This window comes from Burkholderia sp. AW33-5 (assembly GCF_053427615.1).
This window is the reverse complement of record NZ_JBSAXA010000006.1, coordinates 223,951-241,984: the sequence shown is the minus strand read 5'-3', so window position 1 is coordinate 241,984 and position 18,034 is coordinate 223,951. Positions and strand designations below refer to the sequence as shown.

The window sequence follows — 18,034 nt, the reverse complement described above, 5'->3', positions numbered from 1 at the left end:
CGGCATCCATGGTCCAACCAATCTCACGGCGTGTGGCCGCTTCGCTCGAAGTGGCTGCGCACGTAGTCGATATGGGTCTGCATCGCGGTGCGCGCCTCCTCGGGTCGGTGCGCGCAAATCGCGTCGCAGACCACCCGGTGCTGCCGCAACAGCATCTCGGACGCCTGCTCGTCGTGCGTCGTCATCCCCGCGACGTTGATCGAGATGTGCTCGCGCAGCATCCCGATCACGCTCGTGTGCAGGTGCAGGAACATCGTGTTGTGGGACGCCAGCGCGATCGCCTCGTGCAGCTTCGCGTCGGTCGACGCCTCGAGGGCCGCGTCGTCGTTCGCGTACGCGGTCTCGAGCTCGCGCAGCAGCGTCCGGATCCGGCGCCGGTCGTTCGCATCCGCGCGCAGCGCAGCGAAATACGCGGTCGCGCCTTCGAGCACGCGACGGAATTCGAGTATGTCGTCGCGCAGCGCCGGGTGATCGGCGACCAGTTGGCCCCACGGCGACGCGATGCCCGCGCGCAACTGGTCCGTCACGTACACGCCCGCGCCGCGCCGGCTCTGCAGCAGCCCGCGCGCGACGAGCCGCTGCGTCGCCTCGCGCACCGTATTGCGCGCCACGCCGTATTGTTGCGCGAGCAAGCGCTCGGCCGGCAGCCGCGCCCCGGCCGGCCAGGTGCCGTCGAGCAGCGCTGTCTCGATCTTGCGCATCACCACTTCGGTCCGGCCCCGTGCCGTCATCGCCGCCATTGCCGTCTCCCCATCGAATACCCGCCGCGCCGATTGGCCCAACCAATTTGAACTGCGGCGCCGTCGCGGGAATTATGCAGCGAAATCGTCGTCCCGCATTCGCTTGCCGGGCCGGCACCCTGGAGCGAGACATGAACGAAAGGCACTACCCCGCCGCCGCCCCCGCGCACGTCTACCTGTTCGCGACCTGCCTGGTCGACCTGTTCGTCCCCGAAGCCGGGCTCGACGCGGTCCGCCTGCTGGAACGCGAAGGCTTGACCGTCCACTATCCGCGCGGCCAGAGCTGCTGCGGGCAGCCGGCCTACAGCAGCGGCAATCCCGACGAGGCTCGCCGCGTCGCGGCCGCGCAGCTCGATCTGTTCGCCGAGCCGTGGCCCGTGATCGTGCCGTCCGGCTCGTGCGCGGGCATGATCCGGCACCATTGGCCGGCCCTGTTCGCCGACGACCCCGTGCACGGCCCGAAGGCGCGCGCGATCGCGGAGCGCACCTACGAACTCGCCGAATTCCTCGTCCATGTGCTCGACGTGCGGCTCGACCGCATCGACGCGAACGCCGGCCCGGACGAGCGCGTGGTGCTGCACACGTCGTGCGCGGCCCGCCGCGAGATGGGCACGCGCGTGCACGGCGTCGCGCTCGTCGACGCGCTGCCGGGCGTCACGCGCATCGAACACGAACGCGAATCGGAATGCTGCGGCTTTGGCGGCACGTTCTCGCTGAAACACCCCGACATCTCCGGCGCGATGGTGCACGACAAGGTCGCATCGGCCTGCGCGACGGGCTGCGACCGGCTCGTGTCGGCGGACTGCGGCTGCCTGCTGAACATCGGCCACGCCGCGACCAAGGCCGGCGCGACGCTGCCCGTCGAGCATCTCGCAAGCTTCCTGTGGCGCCGCACGGCAGGCGCCGGCTCGCTGCGCGGAGACGCGCAATGAGCGCGCGCAGCGCCATCCTCGCGCGCCTGCGCGCCGCCGCGCCCGGCGTCGCCGCGAACGCCGCGCCCGCCCTCGATGCGCGCATCGACACGCATTACGCGGCGCGCCGCGCACCGGTCACCCCCGATTCCCATGCGCTCGCGCAGACGATGCAGGCCGCACTCGCCGCGTCGCACGCCGACGTCTGGTGCGCCACCGCCGATGCGTGGCCGGCGCAGCTTGCCGCACGCCTCGCCGACGCCGGCGTGCGCCGCCTGCTGCTCGACCCGGCCCGCGCCGAATCCGCGGCCCTCGCGCGTGCGCTGCCCGACGCGGTCGCGCCGGTGCCGTTCGACCGGCCGATCGACGCGTGGAAAACCGAGCTGTTCGACATGATCGACGCGGGCTTCACCGTCGCGCGCTCGGGCATCGCGGCGACCGGCACCGTCGTGCTCGCGCCCGATGCCGGCACGCCGCGCACGGTATCGCTGGTGCCGCCGCTGCACATCGCGCTCGTCCATGCGAACACGCTGCACGCGGACCTCCACGCGGCCGTGCACGCGGAGCGCTGGCACGCCGGCATGCCGACCAACGTCGTGCTGGTGTCGGGCCCGTCGAAGACCTCCGACATCCAGCAGACCCTCGCGTATGGCGCACACGGGCCGCGCAACCTCTGGGTCGTGATCGTCACCGAACCGACCGCAACCGCCTGCCAGGACCTGCCGCGATGAGCGACCAACCGCTGCAATTCGTCGCCCTCGGCGACTTCAAGGCCCGCGCGCGCGCCGCGCTCGACGATCCCGCGCTGCGCCGGAGCTTTCGCGGCGCGATGGACTTCCTGCAGGGCAAGCGCGCGACCCAGTTCCCCGACGACACCGAGCTGGAGCAACTGCGCGATCTCGGCGAAGCCGTGCGGCAGCACGCGCTCGCGCAACTGCCCGCGCTGCTCGAGCGGCTGGAGGCGACGCTCACGGCGGCCGGCGTGCACGTGCACTGGGCCGAGACGGCCGCCGACGCGAACGCGATCGTGCTCGGCATCGCGCAGGCGAAGAAGGCGCGCCGCGTGATCAAGGGCAAGTCGATGGCAAGCGAGGAAATCGAGCTGAACCATTACCTCGCGGATCACGGCGTCGACTGCATCGAGTCCGACATGGGCGAGTTCATCGTGCAGCTCGCGGGCGAGAAGCCGTCGCACATCGTGATGCCGGCTATCCACAAGACGCGCGGCGACATCGCCGAGCTGTTCGAGGAGCACATCCCCGGCACGCGCTACACGGAGGACGTCGACGAGCTGATCCAGACCGGCCGGCGCGCGCTGCGCCGCGCATTCGCGGAAGCCGACATCGGCCTGTCCGGCGTGAACTTCGCGGCGGCCGACACGGGCACGCTGTGGCTCGTCGAGAACGAGGGCAACGGCCGGCTGTCGACCACCGTGCCCGACACGCACGTCGCGATCATGGGCATCGAGAAGGTCGTCGAGAAACTCGAGCACATCGTGCCGCTGTCGAGCCTCCTGACGCGCTCGGCCACCGGCCAGGCGATCACGACCTACTTCAACCTGATCTCGGGCCCGCGCCGCGACGGCGAACGCGACGGCCCGCGCGAACTGCATCTCGTGCTGCTCGACAACGGCCGCACGCAGGCCTACGCCGACGAACAGCTGCGCGCGACGCTGCAATGCATCCGCTGCGGCGCGTGCATGAATCACTGCCCCGTCTATACGCGCATCGGCGGCCACGCATACGGGACGACCTACCCGGGCCCGATCGGCAAGATCATCTCGCCGCACCTGCTCGGCCTCGACGCGACGGCCGACCTGCCGACCGCGTCGACGCTGTGCGGCGCGTGCGGCGAGGTGTGCCCGGTCCGGATTCCGATCCCGCAGCTGCTCGTGCGGCTGCGCACCGAGGCGAACCGCAAGCCCGACGAACCCGTCGCGCATCCGCTGCGCGGCCAGGGCGCGAACTACAACCGCGCGGAAGACCTCGTGTGGCGCTTCTGGTCCGGCGCGTTCGCGCATCCGCGCGCGTATCGCGCATTCCGCTGGACCGCGACGCGGCTGCGCGCGCTGACGCCGGCCAGGCAAATGGGCTGGACGCAGCACCGCACGCCGCTCGAGCCGGCGCCGCGCAGCCTGTCCGACCTGCTGCGCGCACGCGGCCAGCCCGAATAGCCCCCCTCGCTTTCAAACCCGTACCGATAGCAATCCATGGAGGAGACACCCATGCAGGTTTGGCATCAGATCTACACCCCGCTCGGCAGCCTCGGGCTGTCGGCGCTCGTCGCCGCGATCCCGATCATCTTCTTTTTCGTCGCGCTCGCCGCGTTGCGGATGAAGGGGCACGTCGCCGCCGCGATCACGCTGCTGCTGGCGCTCGGCGTCGCGATCCTCGCTTACGGCATGCCCGTGCCGCAGGCGCTCGCGGCGGCCGGCTTCGGCTTCGCGTACGGCCTGTGGCCGATCGCGTGGATCATCGTCGCGGCCGTGTTCCTGTACAAGATCGTCGTGAAGACGGGACAGTTCGACATCATCCGTGCGTCGGTGCTGGCGATCACCGACGACCAGCGGCTGCAGATGCTGCTGATCGGCTTTTCGTTCGGCGCGTTCCTCGAAGGCGCGGCCGGCTTCGGCGCGCCCGTCGCGATCACGGCCGCGCTGCTCGTCGGCCTCGGCTTCAAGCCGCTGCACGCGGCCGGACTGTGTCTGATTGCAAACACCGCGCCGGTTGCATTCGGCGCGATGGGCATTCCGATCATCGTCGCCGGACAGGTGACCGGCATCGACGCATTCCACATCGGCGCGATGGCCGGCCGCCAGTTGCCGCTGCTGTCGCTCGCGGTGCCGTTCTGGCTCGTGTTCATGATGGACGGGCTGCGCGGCGTGCGGCAGACCTGGCCGGCCGCGCTCGTCGCCGGCGGCAGCTTCGCGATCACGCAGTACTTCACGTCGAACCACATCGGGCCCGAGCTGCCGGACATCACGTCGTCGCTCGTCAGCCTCGTGTCGCTTGCCGCGTTCCTGAAGGTCTGGCAGCCGAGCAGCGCGAAGCAGACGGCCGGCGGCCTCGTCGCGTCCGGCGGCGGCGCGGCGCTCGCGGGATTCGGCGCGGGCGGCATCGGTTCGGGAGCAAGCCGCCAAGCGTCGCCGTACACGCTCGCGCAGACCGTGCGCGCGTGGTCGCCGTTCCTGATCCTGACGGCCGTCGTCACCGTGTGGAGCATCGCGCCGTTCAAGGCGCTGTTCGCCGCGCACGGCGCGCTCGCGTCGACCGTCCTGAAGTTCCATGTGGCCGGGCTCGACCAGCTCGTCGTGAAGACCGCGCCGATCGCCGCGACGCCCAAGGCGCTCGACGCCGTGCTGAAGATCGATCTCGTGTCGGCGGTGGGCAGCGCGATCCTCGTGACCGCCCTGATCTCGATGGCGCTGTTGCGGATGAAGCCGCGCGACGGGCTCGTCACGTTCGGCGAGACGCTGAAGGAACTCACGCGCCCGATCCTGTCGATCGGCCTCGTGCTCGCGTTCGCGTTCGTCGCGAACTACTCGGGGATGTCGTCGACGCTCGCGCTGATGCTCGCCGCGACCGGCGCCGCGTTCCCGTTCTTCTCGCCGTTCCTCGGCTGGCTCGGCGTATTCCTGACCGGCTCGGATACGTCGTCGAACGCGCTGTTCTGCTCGCTGCAGCAAGCGACCGCGCACCAGCTCGGCGTGCCCGAGACGCTCGCCGTCGCCGCGAACACCACGGGCGGCGTGACCGCGAAGATGATCTCGCCGCAGTCGATCGCGGTCGCATGCGCGGCGACCGGCCTCGTCGGCAAGGAATCGGAGCTGTTCCGCTTCACGGTGCGCCACAGCCTGCTGTTCGCGGTGATCGTCGGCCTGATCACGCTCGTGCAGGCCTACGTGCTGCCGGGGATGGTGCCGTAAGCAAGCGGCGCGGCCGCTTTCCGGTTCGCCGAAAAACAAAAACCCCACGCCCGCAAGAGCGTGGGGTTTCGTTCATCCCGGGCGCCGGACGCGGCCGGCGCACCAGACGGCGATCAGCTGCCCTTCGCGATGCGATCCTGGATGTGCTGGGCACGGCTCGCCGACGACGGGTGCGAGCTCATCATCGAGCTCTTGCCGCCATCGAGCTGCGCGAGCTTCTGGAACGCGGTGACGAGGCCCTTCTGGTTCATGTTCTTCTGCTTCATCAGGTCGAACGAGTAGTCGTCGGCCGCGCTTTCCTGCGTCTGCGAGAACTGCGCGTTGATGAACTTCTCGGTGATGTCGCCGAGCTGCGAGCTCGTCAGGGCCGCGACGCCCGGCGATGCCGCGCCGGCCGCGGTGCGCGCCGCGCTGACCGCGTAGGCGGTCTGCATCGCCTTCTTCGAGTGACCCAGCGCGACGTGGCCCATTTCATGACCGATCACGCCGCGCAGTTCGTCGTCGTTCATCATGTCCATCAGGCCGCTGTACACGCGCACGCAGCCGTTGCCCATCGCCCACGCGTTGACGTCCTTGGTCACGTAGACCTTGTAGTTGATCTTCTGGCCGTTCAGCGTCATGTCGCCGAAGCCCTTCATCACCTTCGTCAGACGCTTCGAGTATGCGCTGTTCGGCGCGGCGATCTTCGATTCGGCGTCGCTCGCCTTGCACGAGTCGTTCGACAGCGCCGCGATGTCGCTGTCCGACAGCGTCGCCGCCTTGAACAGGCTGGTCCCCGCCGACGTCAGGCTGTTCGCGTCGAGATTCTGCACGCCGCCGCATGCGCTCAACAGGAACGCCATGCCACACGCTGCCGCCGCTTTCTTGATATGCATCCCGGATCCCTCGGTAGTTGTATTTAGGAGCGGCGATTTTGCATAATCCGGCAGAAAATTACCAGACGTTTACATAAAATGACAACTTGATTGCGCCGCGGCTCGAAACTAACGACGCGATTGGTCAGCGAATTGACGGCAATCAGCTCATCAATCGCCGCGACCGGATGACCGGCTGAACGTCGAACGCGACCGGCGCGTGAGCCGCCGCGCGACCAGCATCGGCAGCCGCACCACGAAACCGGCGAAGAGCCGCAGGTGCATCCACGCGAGCAGCACGTTGTCGCGGCCATAGTGGAAATGCGACACGCCGCCCTCGTGCGCGCCGAAGTAGCGCACCGGCGCTTCGATGCGAATCGGCCGCACCCCGGCCCAGCACAGCCGCACGGCCGCTTCCGGATCGAAGTCGAAGCCGCGCATCCACGGCTGGCGATGCATGATCGCGGCGAGCGGCGCGACCGGGTACACGCGAAAGCCGTACAGCGAATCGCCGATCCCGGCCCATAGCGTCTCGAAGTCGGCCCATCCGTTCGACAGCCGCCGGCCCTGCACGCGCAGTTGCGGCGCGCTCGCGTCGAACTTCGGCAGGCCCAGCACCATCGCGTCCGGCGCCGCCTGCGACGCGGCCATGAATTCGGTAATCAGGTCGGCCGGATGCTGGCCGTCGGAGTCCATCGTCAGCACGTGCGTGAAGCCGCTTGCGGCCGCCGCGTCGAGCCCGGCCAGCACCGCGGCGCCCTTGCCGCGGTTCTCCGGCAGCACGATCACGCGCAGCCCGGGGTCGCGCTCGGCCATCCCCTGCAGCCGCTCGGCGCTGCCGTCGGTGCTGCCGTCGACGACGACCCACACCGGGTTCCACTGCGAGCGGGCGTTGCGCACGGTCGTGTCGACCTTGACGCCCGGGTTGTAGCTCGGAATCAGTACGAGATGAGTGGACGAGGCGTGCAGCTTGGACATGGGAACGGCCGATTGCGAAGACGGGGATCCTGACAAAAGTTTATGACCTGCAGGCGACTGCCGACAGGCTTCGTCGACGCCGCGTTCGCGCAGTGACAGGGCCGCGCGCTTCACGACAGGTGCTCCAGCGGATGGCCGGCGCTCGCTTCGATCTCGACCAGCAGATCGTCGCGGCACACGTCCGCGTGGACGAACAACGGCCGCACGCCGGGGCCCGCCGCATCGCGCAGCGCGCGATCGATCGCGGCGAGCGCCGCGGCATCGCCGGCGTCGCGCACGTAGACGCGGTAGTTCAGGTCGGCGAGCCCGAACGGGCCGTGCCCTTGCCGCGCGGCCTGCTCGAGCACGGCGGCCAGGTTCGCGATGGTCTCGCGCGTTTGCGCGACGACGTCGCCGCGATGCACGGTGCGATGCCCGACGATGCTGGCGGTGCCCGACACGAACAGCAACGGCGCGGCATCGTCGCCGGGCCACGCGGCCGCGCGCGCGAACGTCGGCGCGCGCGGGCCGTACTCCGCCGGGTAGTGATACGCGCTGACCTGGCGCGGATTCTCGACCGGATCGGCCGGCGTGCGGGTCGCGATGAAATGGATCGCGAGCGGCGCGGCCGGCGGCGTGTCGCCCGCAACGGGCACGACCGAGCCGAGCGCACAGGCCGCCGGCACGCTGCCCGTCAGCGCGCGACGGCACGCGTCGAACGCGCGCTGCCTGCCGATATTGAACTGACGATAGCGCTCGATCCCGAACTGCAGCGCGTTGATCGCGGGCACGGTATTCCAGATTCGCAGCGGATGCGCGATGCCGAGTGCATCGAGCGCGTCGAACAGCGCGCGGTATGCATCGTGTGTCGCGCGCTCGAGCGGCGTGCCTCCGTCTGGATCGGCATCGGCCGCTTCCTGCTCTTCCTGCACGACGATGCTGCCGAATACGAGCCCCGCCGTTTCGCTGAAGCGATACTGCAGCGCGCCGCGCCGCTCGCTGCGCAGGTCCGGCGCGTCGCACTGCCAGATTTCGCAGACCGCGCCGGCGCGTGCGTGGCCGCCGGCGTCGAGCAGCGCCATCTGCACCGGTGCGAGCGGCAGGTCGGGCGCGGCGGCGGCGAGCATGCGGACCATCGCATCGGTCGGCGCGCCGGCCGCGCCGATGCAGACCGCACCCAGCGCACCGGGAAACACGCGGTCGAATGCGTCGCCGCGCTGCCGCGCATCGTGCAGCAGCGCAGCCAGCCGCGCATGATCGATCCGGACGAGTCGCAGCGCACGGTTGCCGCCGTTCGCCGCGGGCGAGATGCCCGCGCGCGATGCGGCGGCTCCGCCCGTCATGTGTTCGCGCGCGACCGCGGTCGTGGCGGACGACAGGGAATACGCTCGCCGTTCGGCGTCGACTGGATGCACTGACACTTCGATTTCCTCACTATGCGATGCGGGCTCGCGGCATCGTGGCCACGCGCCGCGTTGCGCGCCGTTGCTTCGCGTCAAGCCGACGCCGCGCGCGTCGTCATGCAAGCCCGCCGTTGACGGACAGCACCTGTCCCGTCACATAAGCAGCCGCATCGGATACCAGATACGCGACCATCGCCGCGACTTCGTCGGGCCGGCCCGCGCGTTGCGCCGGCACGAGCTGCTTGATCCGTTCGGCGGGAAATGCAGGGTCGGCCATCGGCGATTCGATGATGCCGGGTGCGACCGCATTCACCGTGATGCCGCGCGACGCGAGCTCCAGCGACAGCGACTTCGTCGCGCCGATCAGCCCCGCCTTCGCGGCCGCGTAGTTGACCTGCCCGCGGTTGCCGGTCACGCCGGCAACCGACGCGATGTTGACGATCCGACCGCGCCGCGTGCGGATCATCGGCAGCAGCAACGGCTGCGTCACGTTGAAAAAACCGTTGAGCGTCACGTCGATCACGCTGTGCCACTGCCGGCGCGACATGCCGGCCATCGGTGCGTCGTCGTGAATGCCCGCGTTGTTGACGAGGATCTGCACCGGTGCGTCGTCGATGAACGGCGCGAGCGCGGCGAGCGTCGCATCGGCGTCGGTCACGTCGAATGCAAGCGCGTGCGCGGTGCCGCCGGCCACGACGATCTGCTGCGCGACCGCCTCCGCCTGCGCGAGATTCCGGTTCGCGTGCACCCAGACTTCGTGGCCGGCCTGCGCGAGCGCCGTGCAGATCGCCTGCCCGAGTGCGCCGCTGCCGCCCGTTACGAGCGCCCGCATCGCCTTGCTCCGCTCATCGCGTTTCCTCTCGATCGACGCGGCCGTGTTTCGTCCAGCGGCCGCCGCCGCGTGCCGTCATCGTCTGCGTGCCGCGTCGCGTTCGCGCGCGCCGCCGTCACTTGGTGCGATGCGCGGCGACGTACTCGGCAAGCGCGCCGAGCGTCGCGAAGATCTTCTGGTTGTCCGGATTGTCCGAGCGCAGCTCGAAGCCGTATTTCTTCGAGATCAGCAGCGCGATTTCCAGGATGTCGATGGAGTCGAGCCCGAAGCCCTCGCCATACAGCGGGGTCCCGGCCGTCACCGTTTCGAGCGGGACGTCTTCGAGATTCAGTTCGCCGATGATCAGCGTGGCGAGCTCTTGTTCCAGTGCGTTCATCATGCTTGCGGGCAGGCGGCCGATGGCAGCGGGAGGCGCCCGGAAACGGCAATCATCGTGCACGCCCGGCGCGTGCGAAGCGCGCGCCAATCTCCGTCCCTCCGGCGTCTGCCGGCTTCCCCGCCTGCGTTATTGGGGGTCGTTTGTAAAAGTTACGCGGATTCTAGACGATGGGTATCGGCACGTATACGGGGAATGGTTACAGACTGAAGGCCCCCGCCGCCGCCGGTTTCGGGACCCGATCGCAGCAGACGCTTGAGCCGCTTCGGGCGGAAATGAATCGCCGCCGCGAAAGGTTCAGTTCGCTGCCATACATTCGGTTACAAAACCCGGCTGCGCCGACCTCGAACCGCCGCGCCGCGGCCCTAAAATGTGCGTGCATGACAGCCGGCCGGGACACGCGTCCCGGCCACCATTCATATGATGTTTGACGGCCCGACGAACGCGTCCGGCCCCCCGATCCGCCCGATGTTTCCAGCAGCCATGCCGCGCCCGTCCATTCGCCTCGCCCCGGTTTGCCCGCCCGTCCGCCGCCGTGCCGCGACGGACGACGGCAATGCGCGCACGCGCCGCGCGCACGGAGCGCCGCGATGAGCTCGCCGCTCGGCATCGCACGCGGCTTCGGCGCGGTCGCTGCGGTGGCGGCGTACCAGATCGGCGCGCACTATGCGGCCGCGACACCCGGCGCGCACGGCTTCGGCCTCGCGATGGCGCTCGTGCCGCCGCTGCTGCTCGCGCTCGGCGCAGCGCTGCGCTCGCCGAAGCGGGCATGGCTCGTGCCGGCGTGGCTGCTCGCCGCCGCCGCGCTGTGGGCCGCGCGCCCCCCGCTCGCGCGCCATTTCGAATGGGGCCTGTATCTGGAGCACGCGAGCTTCAACCTCGCGATGGCGCTGCTGTTCGGCCGCACGCTCGCGGCCGGCCAGGTGCCGCTGTGCACGCGCTTCGCGACGATGATCCACGGCACGATCTCGCCGGCCGTCGCGCGCTACACGCGGCGCATCACGCTCGCATGGACGCTGTTCTTCGTCGCGATCGCAGCCGTGTCGACGCTGCTGTTCGCGACCGCGCCGATCGTCGCGTGGTCGACGTTCGCGAACTACCTGTCGCTGCCGCTCGTCGCCGTGATGTTCGCGGCCGAGCATGCGTGCCGGCGCTTCGCATTGCCGCACGACGCGCGGCCGCGGATGGTCGACGCGGTGCGCGCATACCGCGCGTCGACGCAGCCGTCACGATGAATTCATGGCCGGCGCGGCGCCGCATCGCGGCCGCGCCGGCCACCGTCTCCCGCTTCAGCCGATTTATGCCGACTTACCCGCTGGTGTTCCATTCCTCGCCGGACCAGACGATCGCCTGGCGCGACGGCACGCCCGTCAGCGTGCGCGCGTTCGTCGCCGACGTCGCGCGCGTGGCCGCCGCACTGCCCGCCGGCGGTCACGTGTTCAACGTGTGCCGCGATCGCTACCGGTTCGCGGTCAGCCTGTGCGCGGCGCTCGTCGCCGGCAGGATCAGCCTGCTGCCGTCGACGCACACGCCGGAGATGGTGCGCCAGCTCGCGTCGTTCGCACCGGACGCGTTCTGTCTGCACGACGCGCCGGACTGCGCGATCGACCTGCCGCGCTTCGCCTATCCGGACGCCGCACCCGGCGACCGCCTCGACGACGCGCCGTTCGCGGTGCCGCGGATCGACGCGTCGCGCATCATGGCGTACGTGTTCACGTCCGGCTCGACCGGCGCGCCGGTGCCGCACCGCAAGACCTGGGGCTTCCTGGTCGGCTGCGTGCGCGCGGCGGCCGACCGCCTCGGCCTGCTCGACGGCCGCGCGGCCACGCTGATCGGCACCGTGCCCGCGCAACACATGTACGGCTTCGAGTCGACGGTGCTGCTCGCGCTGATCGGCGGCCTCGCATTCAGCAACCGCCAGCCGTTCTACCCCGTCGACATTCGCGACGAACTCGCCGCGATCCCGCAGCCGCGCGTGCTCGTCACATCGCCGATTCACCTGCGCGCGCTGCTGTCGGCCGGCCATGCGCTGCCGCCGGCCGCGCTCGTGCTGTCGGCCACCGCGCCGCTGTCGGAAAAGCTCGCGTGCGAAGCCGAGGCCGCGCTCGATGCGCCGCTCGTCGAGATCTACGGCAGCACCGAGACCGGCCAGATCGCGACACGCCGCACGTCGCAAGGCGCGACGTGGCAGCTGTTCCCCGGCATCCGCCTCGACGCGCGCGCGGCACAGGACGGGCCGGGCCGCGACGCCGCGGGCGACGACAGCGGCCCGACCGTGTGGGCGTCGGGCGGACACGTCGAAACCCCCGTGCCGATGGGCGACGCGCTCGAACTGCTCGGCGACGGCCGGTTCCTGCTGCACGGCCGCAAGGCGGACCTCGTCAACATCGCGGGCAAGCGCACGTCGCTCGCCTATCTGAATCACCAACTGAACGCGATCGCCGACGTCGTCGACGGCGTGTTCTTCATGCCGGACGACGCCGCACCAGCCGACGCCGATGCAACCCGCGAACCGGTCACGCGGCTCGTCGCGCTCGTGGTCGCGCCGACGCTCGCCGCGGCCGACCTGCAGCGCGCGCTGCGCGAACGGATCGATCCCGCCTTCATGCCGCGTCCGCTCGTGTTCGTCGACGCCTTGCCGCGCAACGAAACGGGCAAGCTGCCGCGCGACGTGCTCGCCGCGCTCGTCGCACGGCACACGCGCGCCGCGGTGGCCGATGCGAACGCGCACGCCGAGACGGATGCGCCGCTCGCGTTCACGATTCCCGCCGATCACCCGGCGCTGCCCGGTCATTTCCCCGGTCATCCGATCGTGCCGGGCGTCGTGCTGCTCGATCACGCGATCGCCGCGCTCGGCGCGTCGCTGAACCGCCCGCTGCACACGTGGCGGCTGGCTTCCGCGAAATTCCTCAGCCCGGTCGCGCCCGGCGAGCCGCTCGATCTCGCGTTCGATGCGGCGGCCGGCGGCGCGATCCGCTTCACGCTGCGCGCCGGCGCACGCGACGTCGCCACCGGCGTGCTGTCCGCGCCGGCCGCCGCGCAGGACGGTGCACGGCCATGAAGCGCACCGCGTGGGCCGAGCGCCAGGAACGCAGCAACGCGGCGTTGCTGCGCGCGATGACCTGGATCTCGCTGCGGTTCGGCCGGCAGCCGTCGCGTGTCGTGCTGCACGCCATCGCGACCTATTTCGTGCTGTTCTCGCCGGCGGCCTGCTCGGCGTCGCGCGACTATCTGCGCCGCGCGCTCGGCCGTCCCGCGCGCTGGCGCGACGTGTATCGGCACGTGTTCACGTTCGCCGCGACGATCCACGACCGCATCTACCTGATGAACGGCCGCTTCGACCTGTTCGACATCCGGCTGCATGGCGAAACGCAGGTCGACGACGCGCTCGCGGGCGGGCGCGGCGCATTCCTGATGGGCGCGCACCTCGGCAGCTTCGAGGTCGTGCGCGCGATCGGCCGCACGCGTCCGGACCTGAGCGTCGTCGTCACGATGTTCGAAGAGAACGCGCGCAAGATCAACGCGACGCTCGCCGCCGTGAACCCGGCCGCGAAACCGGAAGTGATTCCGCTCGGGCAGGTCGACTCGATGCTGAAGGTGCGCGAGCGTCTCGACGCGAACTGCATGGTCGGCATGCTCGCCGACCGCACGCTGCTCGACGATGCGGCAACCTCGCTGCGGCGGCTGCCGCTGCTCGGCGCACCGGCCGCGTTTCCGCTCGGGCCGCTGTACATGGCCGCGATGCTGCGGCGCCCGGTGCTGTTCATGACGGGCCTCTATCGCGACGGCAACCGCTACGACGTGCACTTCGAGACACTCGCCGATTTCTCCGACGTGCGCCGCGACGCGCGCGCGGCGGCCGTCGACGCGGCGCTCGCGCGCTACGTCGCGCTGCTCGACAAGTATTGCCGCGCGGCCCCGTACAACTGGTTCAACTATTTCGATTTCTGGCAGACCGGCACGGCCGCCGCGCGCCGCGACGATGCGCGCGCGTGCGCCGGCCTGTCCGCCACGAGGGATTCCGACGCATGACCGCCGTTCTCCGCTTCCTGTCGCTGCTCCCGCTGCCGTCCGCGCCGGCGCTGCGCCGCTCGGCGCGCACGTTCGCCATCGCGGCCGCCGTCGCGCTCGCGCTGCCCGCGCACGCGGCCGACACCGGTTCGGCGTGGACCCTCGACCGGCTGATGTCGACGCTCGCGCAGCACAAGTCCGGACGCGCGACGTTCACCGAAACGAAGTCGCTGTCGATCGCCGCGCAACCGCTCGAATCGTCGGGCGAACTCGTGTTCGTCGCGCCCGACCACCTCGAGAAGCACACGCTCAGTCCGAAGCCCGAACATCTCGTCGTCGACGGCGACATGCTCACCGTCGAGCGCAACAACCGCAAATACACGCTCGCGCTCGCGCGCTATCCGGAGCTCGGCGCGTTCATCGACAGCATCCGCGCGACGCTCGCCGGCAATCGCTACGCGCTCGAGCAGGTTTACAAGGTCGCGCTCGCCGGTCGCGGCGACGACTGGACGCTGATGCTCACGCCGCTCGATTCGCGGATGCTGAAGGTCGTCAGCACGATCACGCTCGAAGGCTCGCGCGACGTGTTGCGCAGCGTCGCGATCCAGCAGGCCGACGGCGACCATTCGACGATGCGCCTGCAACCCGTCCCGGCGAAGTGATGGACGAGCGCACGCGACCGACCGCCCCCGTCGCGCACCGCCCGTCCGCGTGGCGGCAGCGGGCCGTGCTCGTGTGGCTGCTCGCGCTCGCCGCGTGCGGGATCGCGATCGCCCGCGCGAATTTCACGGCCGACCTGTCCGCGTTCCTGCCGCGCGCGCCGAGCGCCGGGCAGCGCGTGCTCGTCGATCAACTGCGTGACGGCATCGTGTCGCGGCTGATCCTCGTCGCGATCGACGGCGGCGATGCGGCCACGCGCGCCGCGCTGTCGCGGCGCGTCGCCGGCACGCTGCGCGCCGACCGGCAATTCTCGGCGATCAACAACGGCGAAGCCGTCAACGACGCGCGCGACCGGCAATTCGTGTTCGACCATCGTTACCTGCTGAGCCCGGCCGTCTCGCCGCAACGCTTCAGCGCGGACGGCCTGCACCAGGCGCTCGGCGACAGCCTCGACCTGCTGAGCTCGTCGGCGGGTCTCGTCGCGAAGGCGATGTTGCCGCGCGACCCGACCGGCGAAGTGACCGCGCTCGTCGACCAGCTCGACAGCGGCGCGCAGCCCGCGATGCGCGACGGCGTGTGGGCGTCGCGCGACGGCACGCGCGCGGTGCTGGTCGTGCAGACGGCCGCCGCCGGCTCCGACACCGACGCGCAGGCGCGCGCGATCGACGCGGTGCGTCGCGCGTTCTCCGCCGCGACGCAGGCGCTGCCGAACCGCGCCGCGTACACGCTCGCGATGACCGGCCCCGGCGTGTTCTCGGTCGACACGCGCGACACGATCCGGCGCGACGTCGAGCGGCTGTCGACGGCGAGCGTCGCGCTGATCGTCGCGCTGCTGCTGACGCTGTACCGCTCGCCGCGCACGCTCGCGCTGGGGCTGCTGCCGGTGTTGACGGGCATCGCGGCCGGCATCGCGGCGGTCAGCGTCGCGTTCGGCACGGTCCACGGGCTGACGCTCGGCTTCGGCACGACGCTGATCGGCGAAGCCGTCGACTATTCGATCTACCTGTTCGTGCAATCGGCGCAAGTCGGCGCGCGCGGCACCGCGCGGCCCGCCGACGCGACGCGCGCATGGCTCGCCGCGTACTGGCCGACGATCCGGCTCGGCGTGCTGACGTCCGTGTGCGGCTTCGCGTCGATGCTGTTCTCCGGTTTTCCGGGCCTCGTGCAGCTCGGGCTGTACTCGATCGCCGGGCTGACGGCCGCCGCGCTCGTCACGCGCTTCGTGCTGCCTCACCTGCGCGGCGAGCACGTCGCGATTCGCGACGTGTCGCGCGTCGGCGCGGTGCTCGCGCGTGCGGCCGCTGCGGCGCCGCGACTGCGCTGGCCGCTCGCCGTGCTCGTGCTCGCCGCGTGCGCGACGCTCGTGCTGCATCGCGACGGCCTGTGGAGCCGCGAGCTTGCGGCGCTGAGCCCCGTTCCCGCCCGCGCGCAGGCCCTCGACGCACGCCTGCGCGCCGATGTCGGCGCGCCGGACGTGCGCTACCTCGTCGTGATTTCCGCGCCGACCGAACAGACCGCGCTCGAACGCGCGGAACAGGTCGCCGCGCAATTGCAGCCGCTCGTCGATCGCGGCACGCTAGCGGGCTTCGAAAGTCCCGCGCGCTACCTGCCGAGCGACGCCGCGCAGCGCGCACGCCAGGCGAGCCTGCCGGACGCGGACGTGCTCGCCGCGCGCATGCGTGCGGCCGTCGCGAACCAGCCGATCTCGGTGCGGCCCGAGCTGTTCGCACCGTTCATCGCCGATGTCGAAGCCGCACGCCACGCGCCGCCGATCACGCGCGCGGACCTGCGCGGCACGTCGATGGCGCTCGCCGTCGACGCACTGCTGACCGAGCGCGCGGGCCGCTGGAGCGCGATGTTGCCGCTGCGCGCGCCGGATGCCGCACGCTCAGCTTCGGCGGCGTCGGCGCTCGATGCCGCGCCGATCCGCGCGGCCGTCGCGCGCGCCGGCGTGCCCGATGCGCTGTTCGTCGACATGAAGGCCGAGGCCGACCGCCTGTACGTGAACTATGTGCACGAGGACATCCGGCTGTCGCTCGCGGGTTTCGCGGCGATCGCCGTGCTGCTGCTGATCGCGCTGCGCTCGCCGCGCCGCGTCGTGCGCGCGCTCGCGCCGCTGGTCGCGGCCGTGCTGGTGGTGACGGCCGGCTTCGCGCTCGCCGGCGTGCCGCTGACCATCCTGCATCTCGTCGGGATGCTGCTGATCGTCGCGGTCGGCTCGAACTATGCGCTGTTCTTCTGCAAGCGCGACGACGTGCAACCGGTCACGCCGTACACGCTCGTGTCGCTGCTGATCGCGAACCTCGCGACGGTCGCCGGCTTCGGCCTGCTCGCGCTGTCGCGCGTGCCGCTGCTCGAAACCTTCGGGCTGACCGTCGGCCCCGGCGCGATGCTCGCGCTCGCGTTCGCGGCCATTCTCGCGCCGCGCGCCGCGGCGACGAGCAACGCTCGTCCCGACCTGACAGGAGCCCGCGCATGAACGCGCCGTCGTCCATTCCACCTGGGCTGCCCGGCGATGCGCGCCGCTGGAAACCGACGCCGCTGATCGCGGGCGCCGCGGCGTTGCACGCGGGTGCGCTCGCGGCGGTCGTCGCGCAACCGGCTGCGTGGCCGTGGGCCGCCGGCGGCGTGGTCGCGTCGCATCTCGCGCTGACCGCCGCCGGCCTGTGGCCGCGCAGCGCGCTGCTCGGACCGAACTGGACGCGCCTGCCGGCCGGCGCCGGCCGCCGGATCGCGCTGACGATCGACGACGGCCCGGACCCCGACGTCACGCCGCGCGTGCTCGACCTGCTCGATCGTCACGATGCGCGCGCGACGTTCTTCTGCATCGGCGATCTCGCGCGCCGCCATCCGAAGTGGATCGAAGCGATCGTCGCGCGCGGCCATGCGGTCGAGAATCACAGCCAGCGGCACCGGCATACGTTCTCGCTGTCGGGGCCCGCCGCGCTGCGGCGCGAAATCGCGGCCGCGCAGCAGACGCTGACCGAGATCGCCGGCACGCGCCCGCGCTTCTTCCGCGCGCCGGCCGGCCTGCGCAATCCGTTTCTCGAGCCGGTGCTGTGCGAGCTCGGCCTGCAGCTCGCCAGCTGGACGCGCCGCGGCTTCGACACGCGCGCGCGCGACGCGGACATCGTCACGCGCCGCCTGCTCGACGGACTGGCGCCGCGCGACATCCTGCTCGTGCACGACGGCCACGCGGCACGCGACGCGCGCGGCGAACCGGTCGTGCTCGACGTGCTGCCGGCGCTGCTGCGCGCGGCCGCCGATGCGCAGCTGCACTGGACCACGCTGCGCGCCGCGCTCGCGCCCGAACCGCCCGGCCTGCCGGGCATGCCGGCACCCCCGTTTGATAAAATCTGACCATG

General features: G+C 71.0%; 16 protein-coding genes. 10 read left to right on the top strand and 6 right to left on the bottom strand.

What is annotated here, in order from left to right; translation table 11 throughout:
* Positions 1-23 precede the first annotated feature (23 nt).
* Positions 24-740, bottom strand: coding sequence for a FadR/GntR family transcriptional regulator (locus ACV22V_RS13995; RefSeq protein WP_448014240.1), 717 nt, complete (start codon positions 738-740; stop codon positions 24-26).
* 131 nt (positions 741-871) lie between these two features.
* On the opposite strand from ACV22V_RS13995, the gene ACV22V_RS13990 reads away from it, so the two are divergent.
* From ACV22V_RS13990 to ACV22V_RS13975, 4 genes are read left to right on the top strand one after another with little or no spacing between them, the layout of a single operon-like run.
* On the top strand, positions 872-1,672 hold the full coding sequence (locus ACV22V_RS13990) for a (Fe-S)-binding protein (protein WP_448014238.1): 801 nt from the start codon (positions 872-874) through the stop codon (positions 1,670-1,672).
* Positions 1,669-2,382, top strand: coding sequence for a LutC/YkgG family protein (locus ACV22V_RS13985; protein WP_448014236.1), 714 nt, complete (start codon positions 1,669-1,671; stop codon positions 2,380-2,382). The genes ACV22V_RS13990 and ACV22V_RS13985 overlap by 4 nt, the downstream gene beginning before the upstream one ends.
* Positions 2,379-3,824, top strand: coding sequence for a LutB/LldF family L-lactate oxidation iron-sulfur protein (locus tag ACV22V_RS13980; RefSeq protein WP_448014235.1), 1,446 nt, complete (start codon positions 2,379-2,381; stop codon positions 3,822-3,824). The genes ACV22V_RS13985 and ACV22V_RS13980 overlap by 4 nt, the downstream gene beginning before the upstream one ends.
* Before the next feature lie 51 nt (positions 3,825-3,875).
* Entirely contained in the window at positions 3,876-5,576 is a 1,701-nt protein-coding gene (locus tag ACV22V_RS13975) for a lactate permease LctP family transporter (RefSeq protein ID WP_059528254.1), read from the top strand.
* A 113-nt stretch (positions 5,577-5,689) separates the two neighbouring features.
* On the opposite strand, the gene loiP is transcribed toward ACV22V_RS13975, so the two are convergent.
* From loiP to ACV22V_RS13950, 5 genes are all read right to left on the bottom strand, one after another.
* Positions 5,690-6,451, bottom strand: a complete 762-nt coding sequence (loiP, locus tag ACV22V_RS13970; RefSeq protein ID WP_059528256.1) for a metalloprotease LoiP — start codon at positions 6,449-6,451, stop codon at positions 5,690-5,692.
* 150 nt (positions 6,452-6,601) lie between these two features.
* Complete coding sequence (locus tag ACV22V_RS13965) at positions 6,602-7,408, bottom strand: glycosyltransferase family 2 protein (RefSeq protein ID WP_448014232.1); 807 nt, start codon at positions 7,406-7,408, stop codon at positions 6,602-6,604.
* A 110-nt stretch (positions 7,409-7,518) separates the two neighbouring features.
* Positions 7,519-8,808: a chorismate transformation enzyme, FkbO/Hyg5 family gene (locus ACV22V_RS13960; protein WP_448014230.1), complete on the bottom strand. Its 1,290-nt coding sequence runs from the start codon at positions 8,806-8,808 to the stop codon at positions 7,519-7,521.
* Between the two features lie 97 nt (positions 8,809-8,905).
* Entirely contained in the window at positions 8,906-9,622 is a 717-nt protein-coding gene (gene fabG, locus ACV22V_RS13955; protein ID WP_059701684.1) for a 3-oxoacyl-ACP reductase FabG, read from the bottom strand.
* Between the two features lie 115 nt (positions 9,623-9,737).
* A complete protein-coding gene (locus tag ACV22V_RS13950; RefSeq protein WP_059528344.1) occupies positions 9,738-9,998 on the bottom strand; it encodes a phosphopantetheine-binding protein in 261 nt (86 codons plus the stop codon).
* Positions 9,999-10,588: 590 nt separating this feature from the next.
* Between ACV22V_RS13950 and ACV22V_RS13945 the strand changes: the two genes are divergently transcribed.
* From ACV22V_RS13945 to ACV22V_RS13920, 6 genes are all read left to right on the top strand, one after another.
* Positions 10,589-11,233: a hypothetical protein gene (locus ACV22V_RS13945; protein WP_448014227.1), complete on the top strand. Its 645-nt coding sequence runs from the start codon at positions 10,589-10,591 to the stop codon at positions 11,231-11,233.
* A gap of 65 nt (positions 11,234-11,298) precedes the next feature.
* On the top strand, positions 11,299-13,059 hold the full coding sequence (locus ACV22V_RS13940) for an AMP-binding protein (RefSeq protein WP_448014260.1): 1,761 nt from the start codon (positions 11,299-11,301) through the stop codon (positions 13,057-13,059).
* Positions 13,056-14,030 carry an LpxL/LpxP family acyltransferase gene (locus ACV22V_RS13935; protein ID WP_448014225.1) on the top strand — a complete coding sequence of 325 codons (975 nt, stop codon included), beginning with the start codon at positions 13,056-13,058 and terminating at the stop codon, positions 14,028-14,030. The genes ACV22V_RS13940 and ACV22V_RS13935 overlap by 4 nt, the downstream gene beginning before the upstream one ends.
* A complete protein-coding gene (locus ACV22V_RS13930; RefSeq protein ID WP_059690669.1) occupies positions 14,027-14,671 on the top strand; it encodes an outer membrane lipoprotein carrier protein LolA in 645 nt (214 codons plus the stop codon). Before ACV22V_RS13935 ends, ACV22V_RS13930 begins: the two co-directional genes overlap by 4 nt.
* Positions 14,671-17,148: an MMPL family transporter gene (locus ACV22V_RS13925; RefSeq protein WP_448014223.1), complete on the top strand. Its 2,478-nt coding sequence runs from the start codon at positions 14,671-14,673 to the stop codon at positions 17,146-17,148. The genes ACV22V_RS13930 and ACV22V_RS13925 overlap by 1 nt, the downstream gene beginning before the upstream one ends.
* On the top strand, positions 17,145-18,029 hold the full coding sequence (locus ACV22V_RS13920) for a polysaccharide deacetylase family protein (RefSeq protein ID WP_448014221.1): 885 nt from the start codon (positions 17,145-17,147) through the stop codon (positions 18,027-18,029). The genes ACV22V_RS13925 and ACV22V_RS13920 overlap by 4 nt, the downstream gene beginning before the upstream one ends.
* Positions 18,030-18,034 lie beyond the last annotated feature (5 nt).

Excerpts from the sequence above, each read along its gene's own strand:
- ACV22V_RS13995 (WP_448014240.1), bottom strand. The coding sequence starts at position 740 with ATGGCGGCGATGACGGCACGGGGCCGGACCGAAGTGGTGATGCGCAAG.
- ACV22V_RS13990 (WP_448014238.1), top strand. The coding sequence starts at position 872 with ATGAACGAAAGGCACTACCCCGCCGCCGCCCCCGCGCACGTCTACCTG.
- ACV22V_RS13985 (WP_448014236.1), top strand. The coding sequence starts at position 1,669 with ATGAGCGCGCGCAGCGCCATCCTCGCGCGCCTGCGCGCCGCCGCGCCC.
- ACV22V_RS13980 (WP_448014235.1), top strand. The coding sequence starts at position 2,379 with ATGAGCGACCAACCGCTGCAATTCGTCGCCCTCGGCGACTTCAAGGCC.
- ACV22V_RS13975 (WP_059528254.1), top strand. The coding sequence starts at position 3,876 with ATGCAGGTTTGGCATCAGATCTACACCCCGCTCGGCAGCCTCGGGCTG.
- loiP (WP_059528256.1), bottom strand. The coding sequence starts at position 6,451 with ATGCATATCAAGAAAGCGGCGGCAGCGTGTGGCATGGCGTTCCTGTTG.
- ACV22V_RS13965 (WP_448014232.1), bottom strand. The coding sequence starts at position 7,408 with ATGTCCAAGCTGCACGCCTCGTCCACTCATCTCGTACTGATTCCGAGC.
- fabG (WP_059701684.1), bottom strand. The coding sequence starts at position 9,622 with ATGCGGGCGCTCGTAACGGGCGGCAGCGGCGCACTCGGGCAGGCGATC.
- ACV22V_RS13950 (WP_059528344.1), bottom strand. The coding sequence starts at position 9,998 with ATGAACGCACTGGAACAAGAGCTCGCCACGCTGATCATCGGCGAACTG.
- ACV22V_RS13945 (WP_448014227.1), top strand. The coding sequence starts at position 10,589 with ATGAGCTCGCCGCTCGGCATCGCACGCGGCTTCGGCGCGGTCGCTGCG.
- ACV22V_RS13940 (WP_448014260.1), top strand. The coding sequence starts at position 11,299 with ATGCCGACTTACCCGCTGGTGTTCCATTCCTCGCCGGACCAGACGATC.
- ACV22V_RS13935 (WP_448014225.1), top strand. The coding sequence starts at position 13,056 with ATGAAGCGCACCGCGTGGGCCGAGCGCCAGGAACGCAGCAACGCGGCG.
- ACV22V_RS13930 (WP_059690669.1), top strand. The coding sequence starts at position 14,027 with ATGACCGCCGTTCTCCGCTTCCTGTCGCTGCTCCCGCTGCCGTCCGCG.
- ACV22V_RS13925 (WP_448014223.1), top strand. The coding sequence starts at position 14,671 with ATGGACGAGCGCACGCGACCGACCGCCCCCGTCGCGCACCGCCCGTCC.
- ACV22V_RS13920 (WP_448014221.1), top strand. The coding sequence starts at position 17,145 with ATGAACGCGCCGTCGTCCATTCCACCTGGGCTGCCCGGCGATGCGCGC.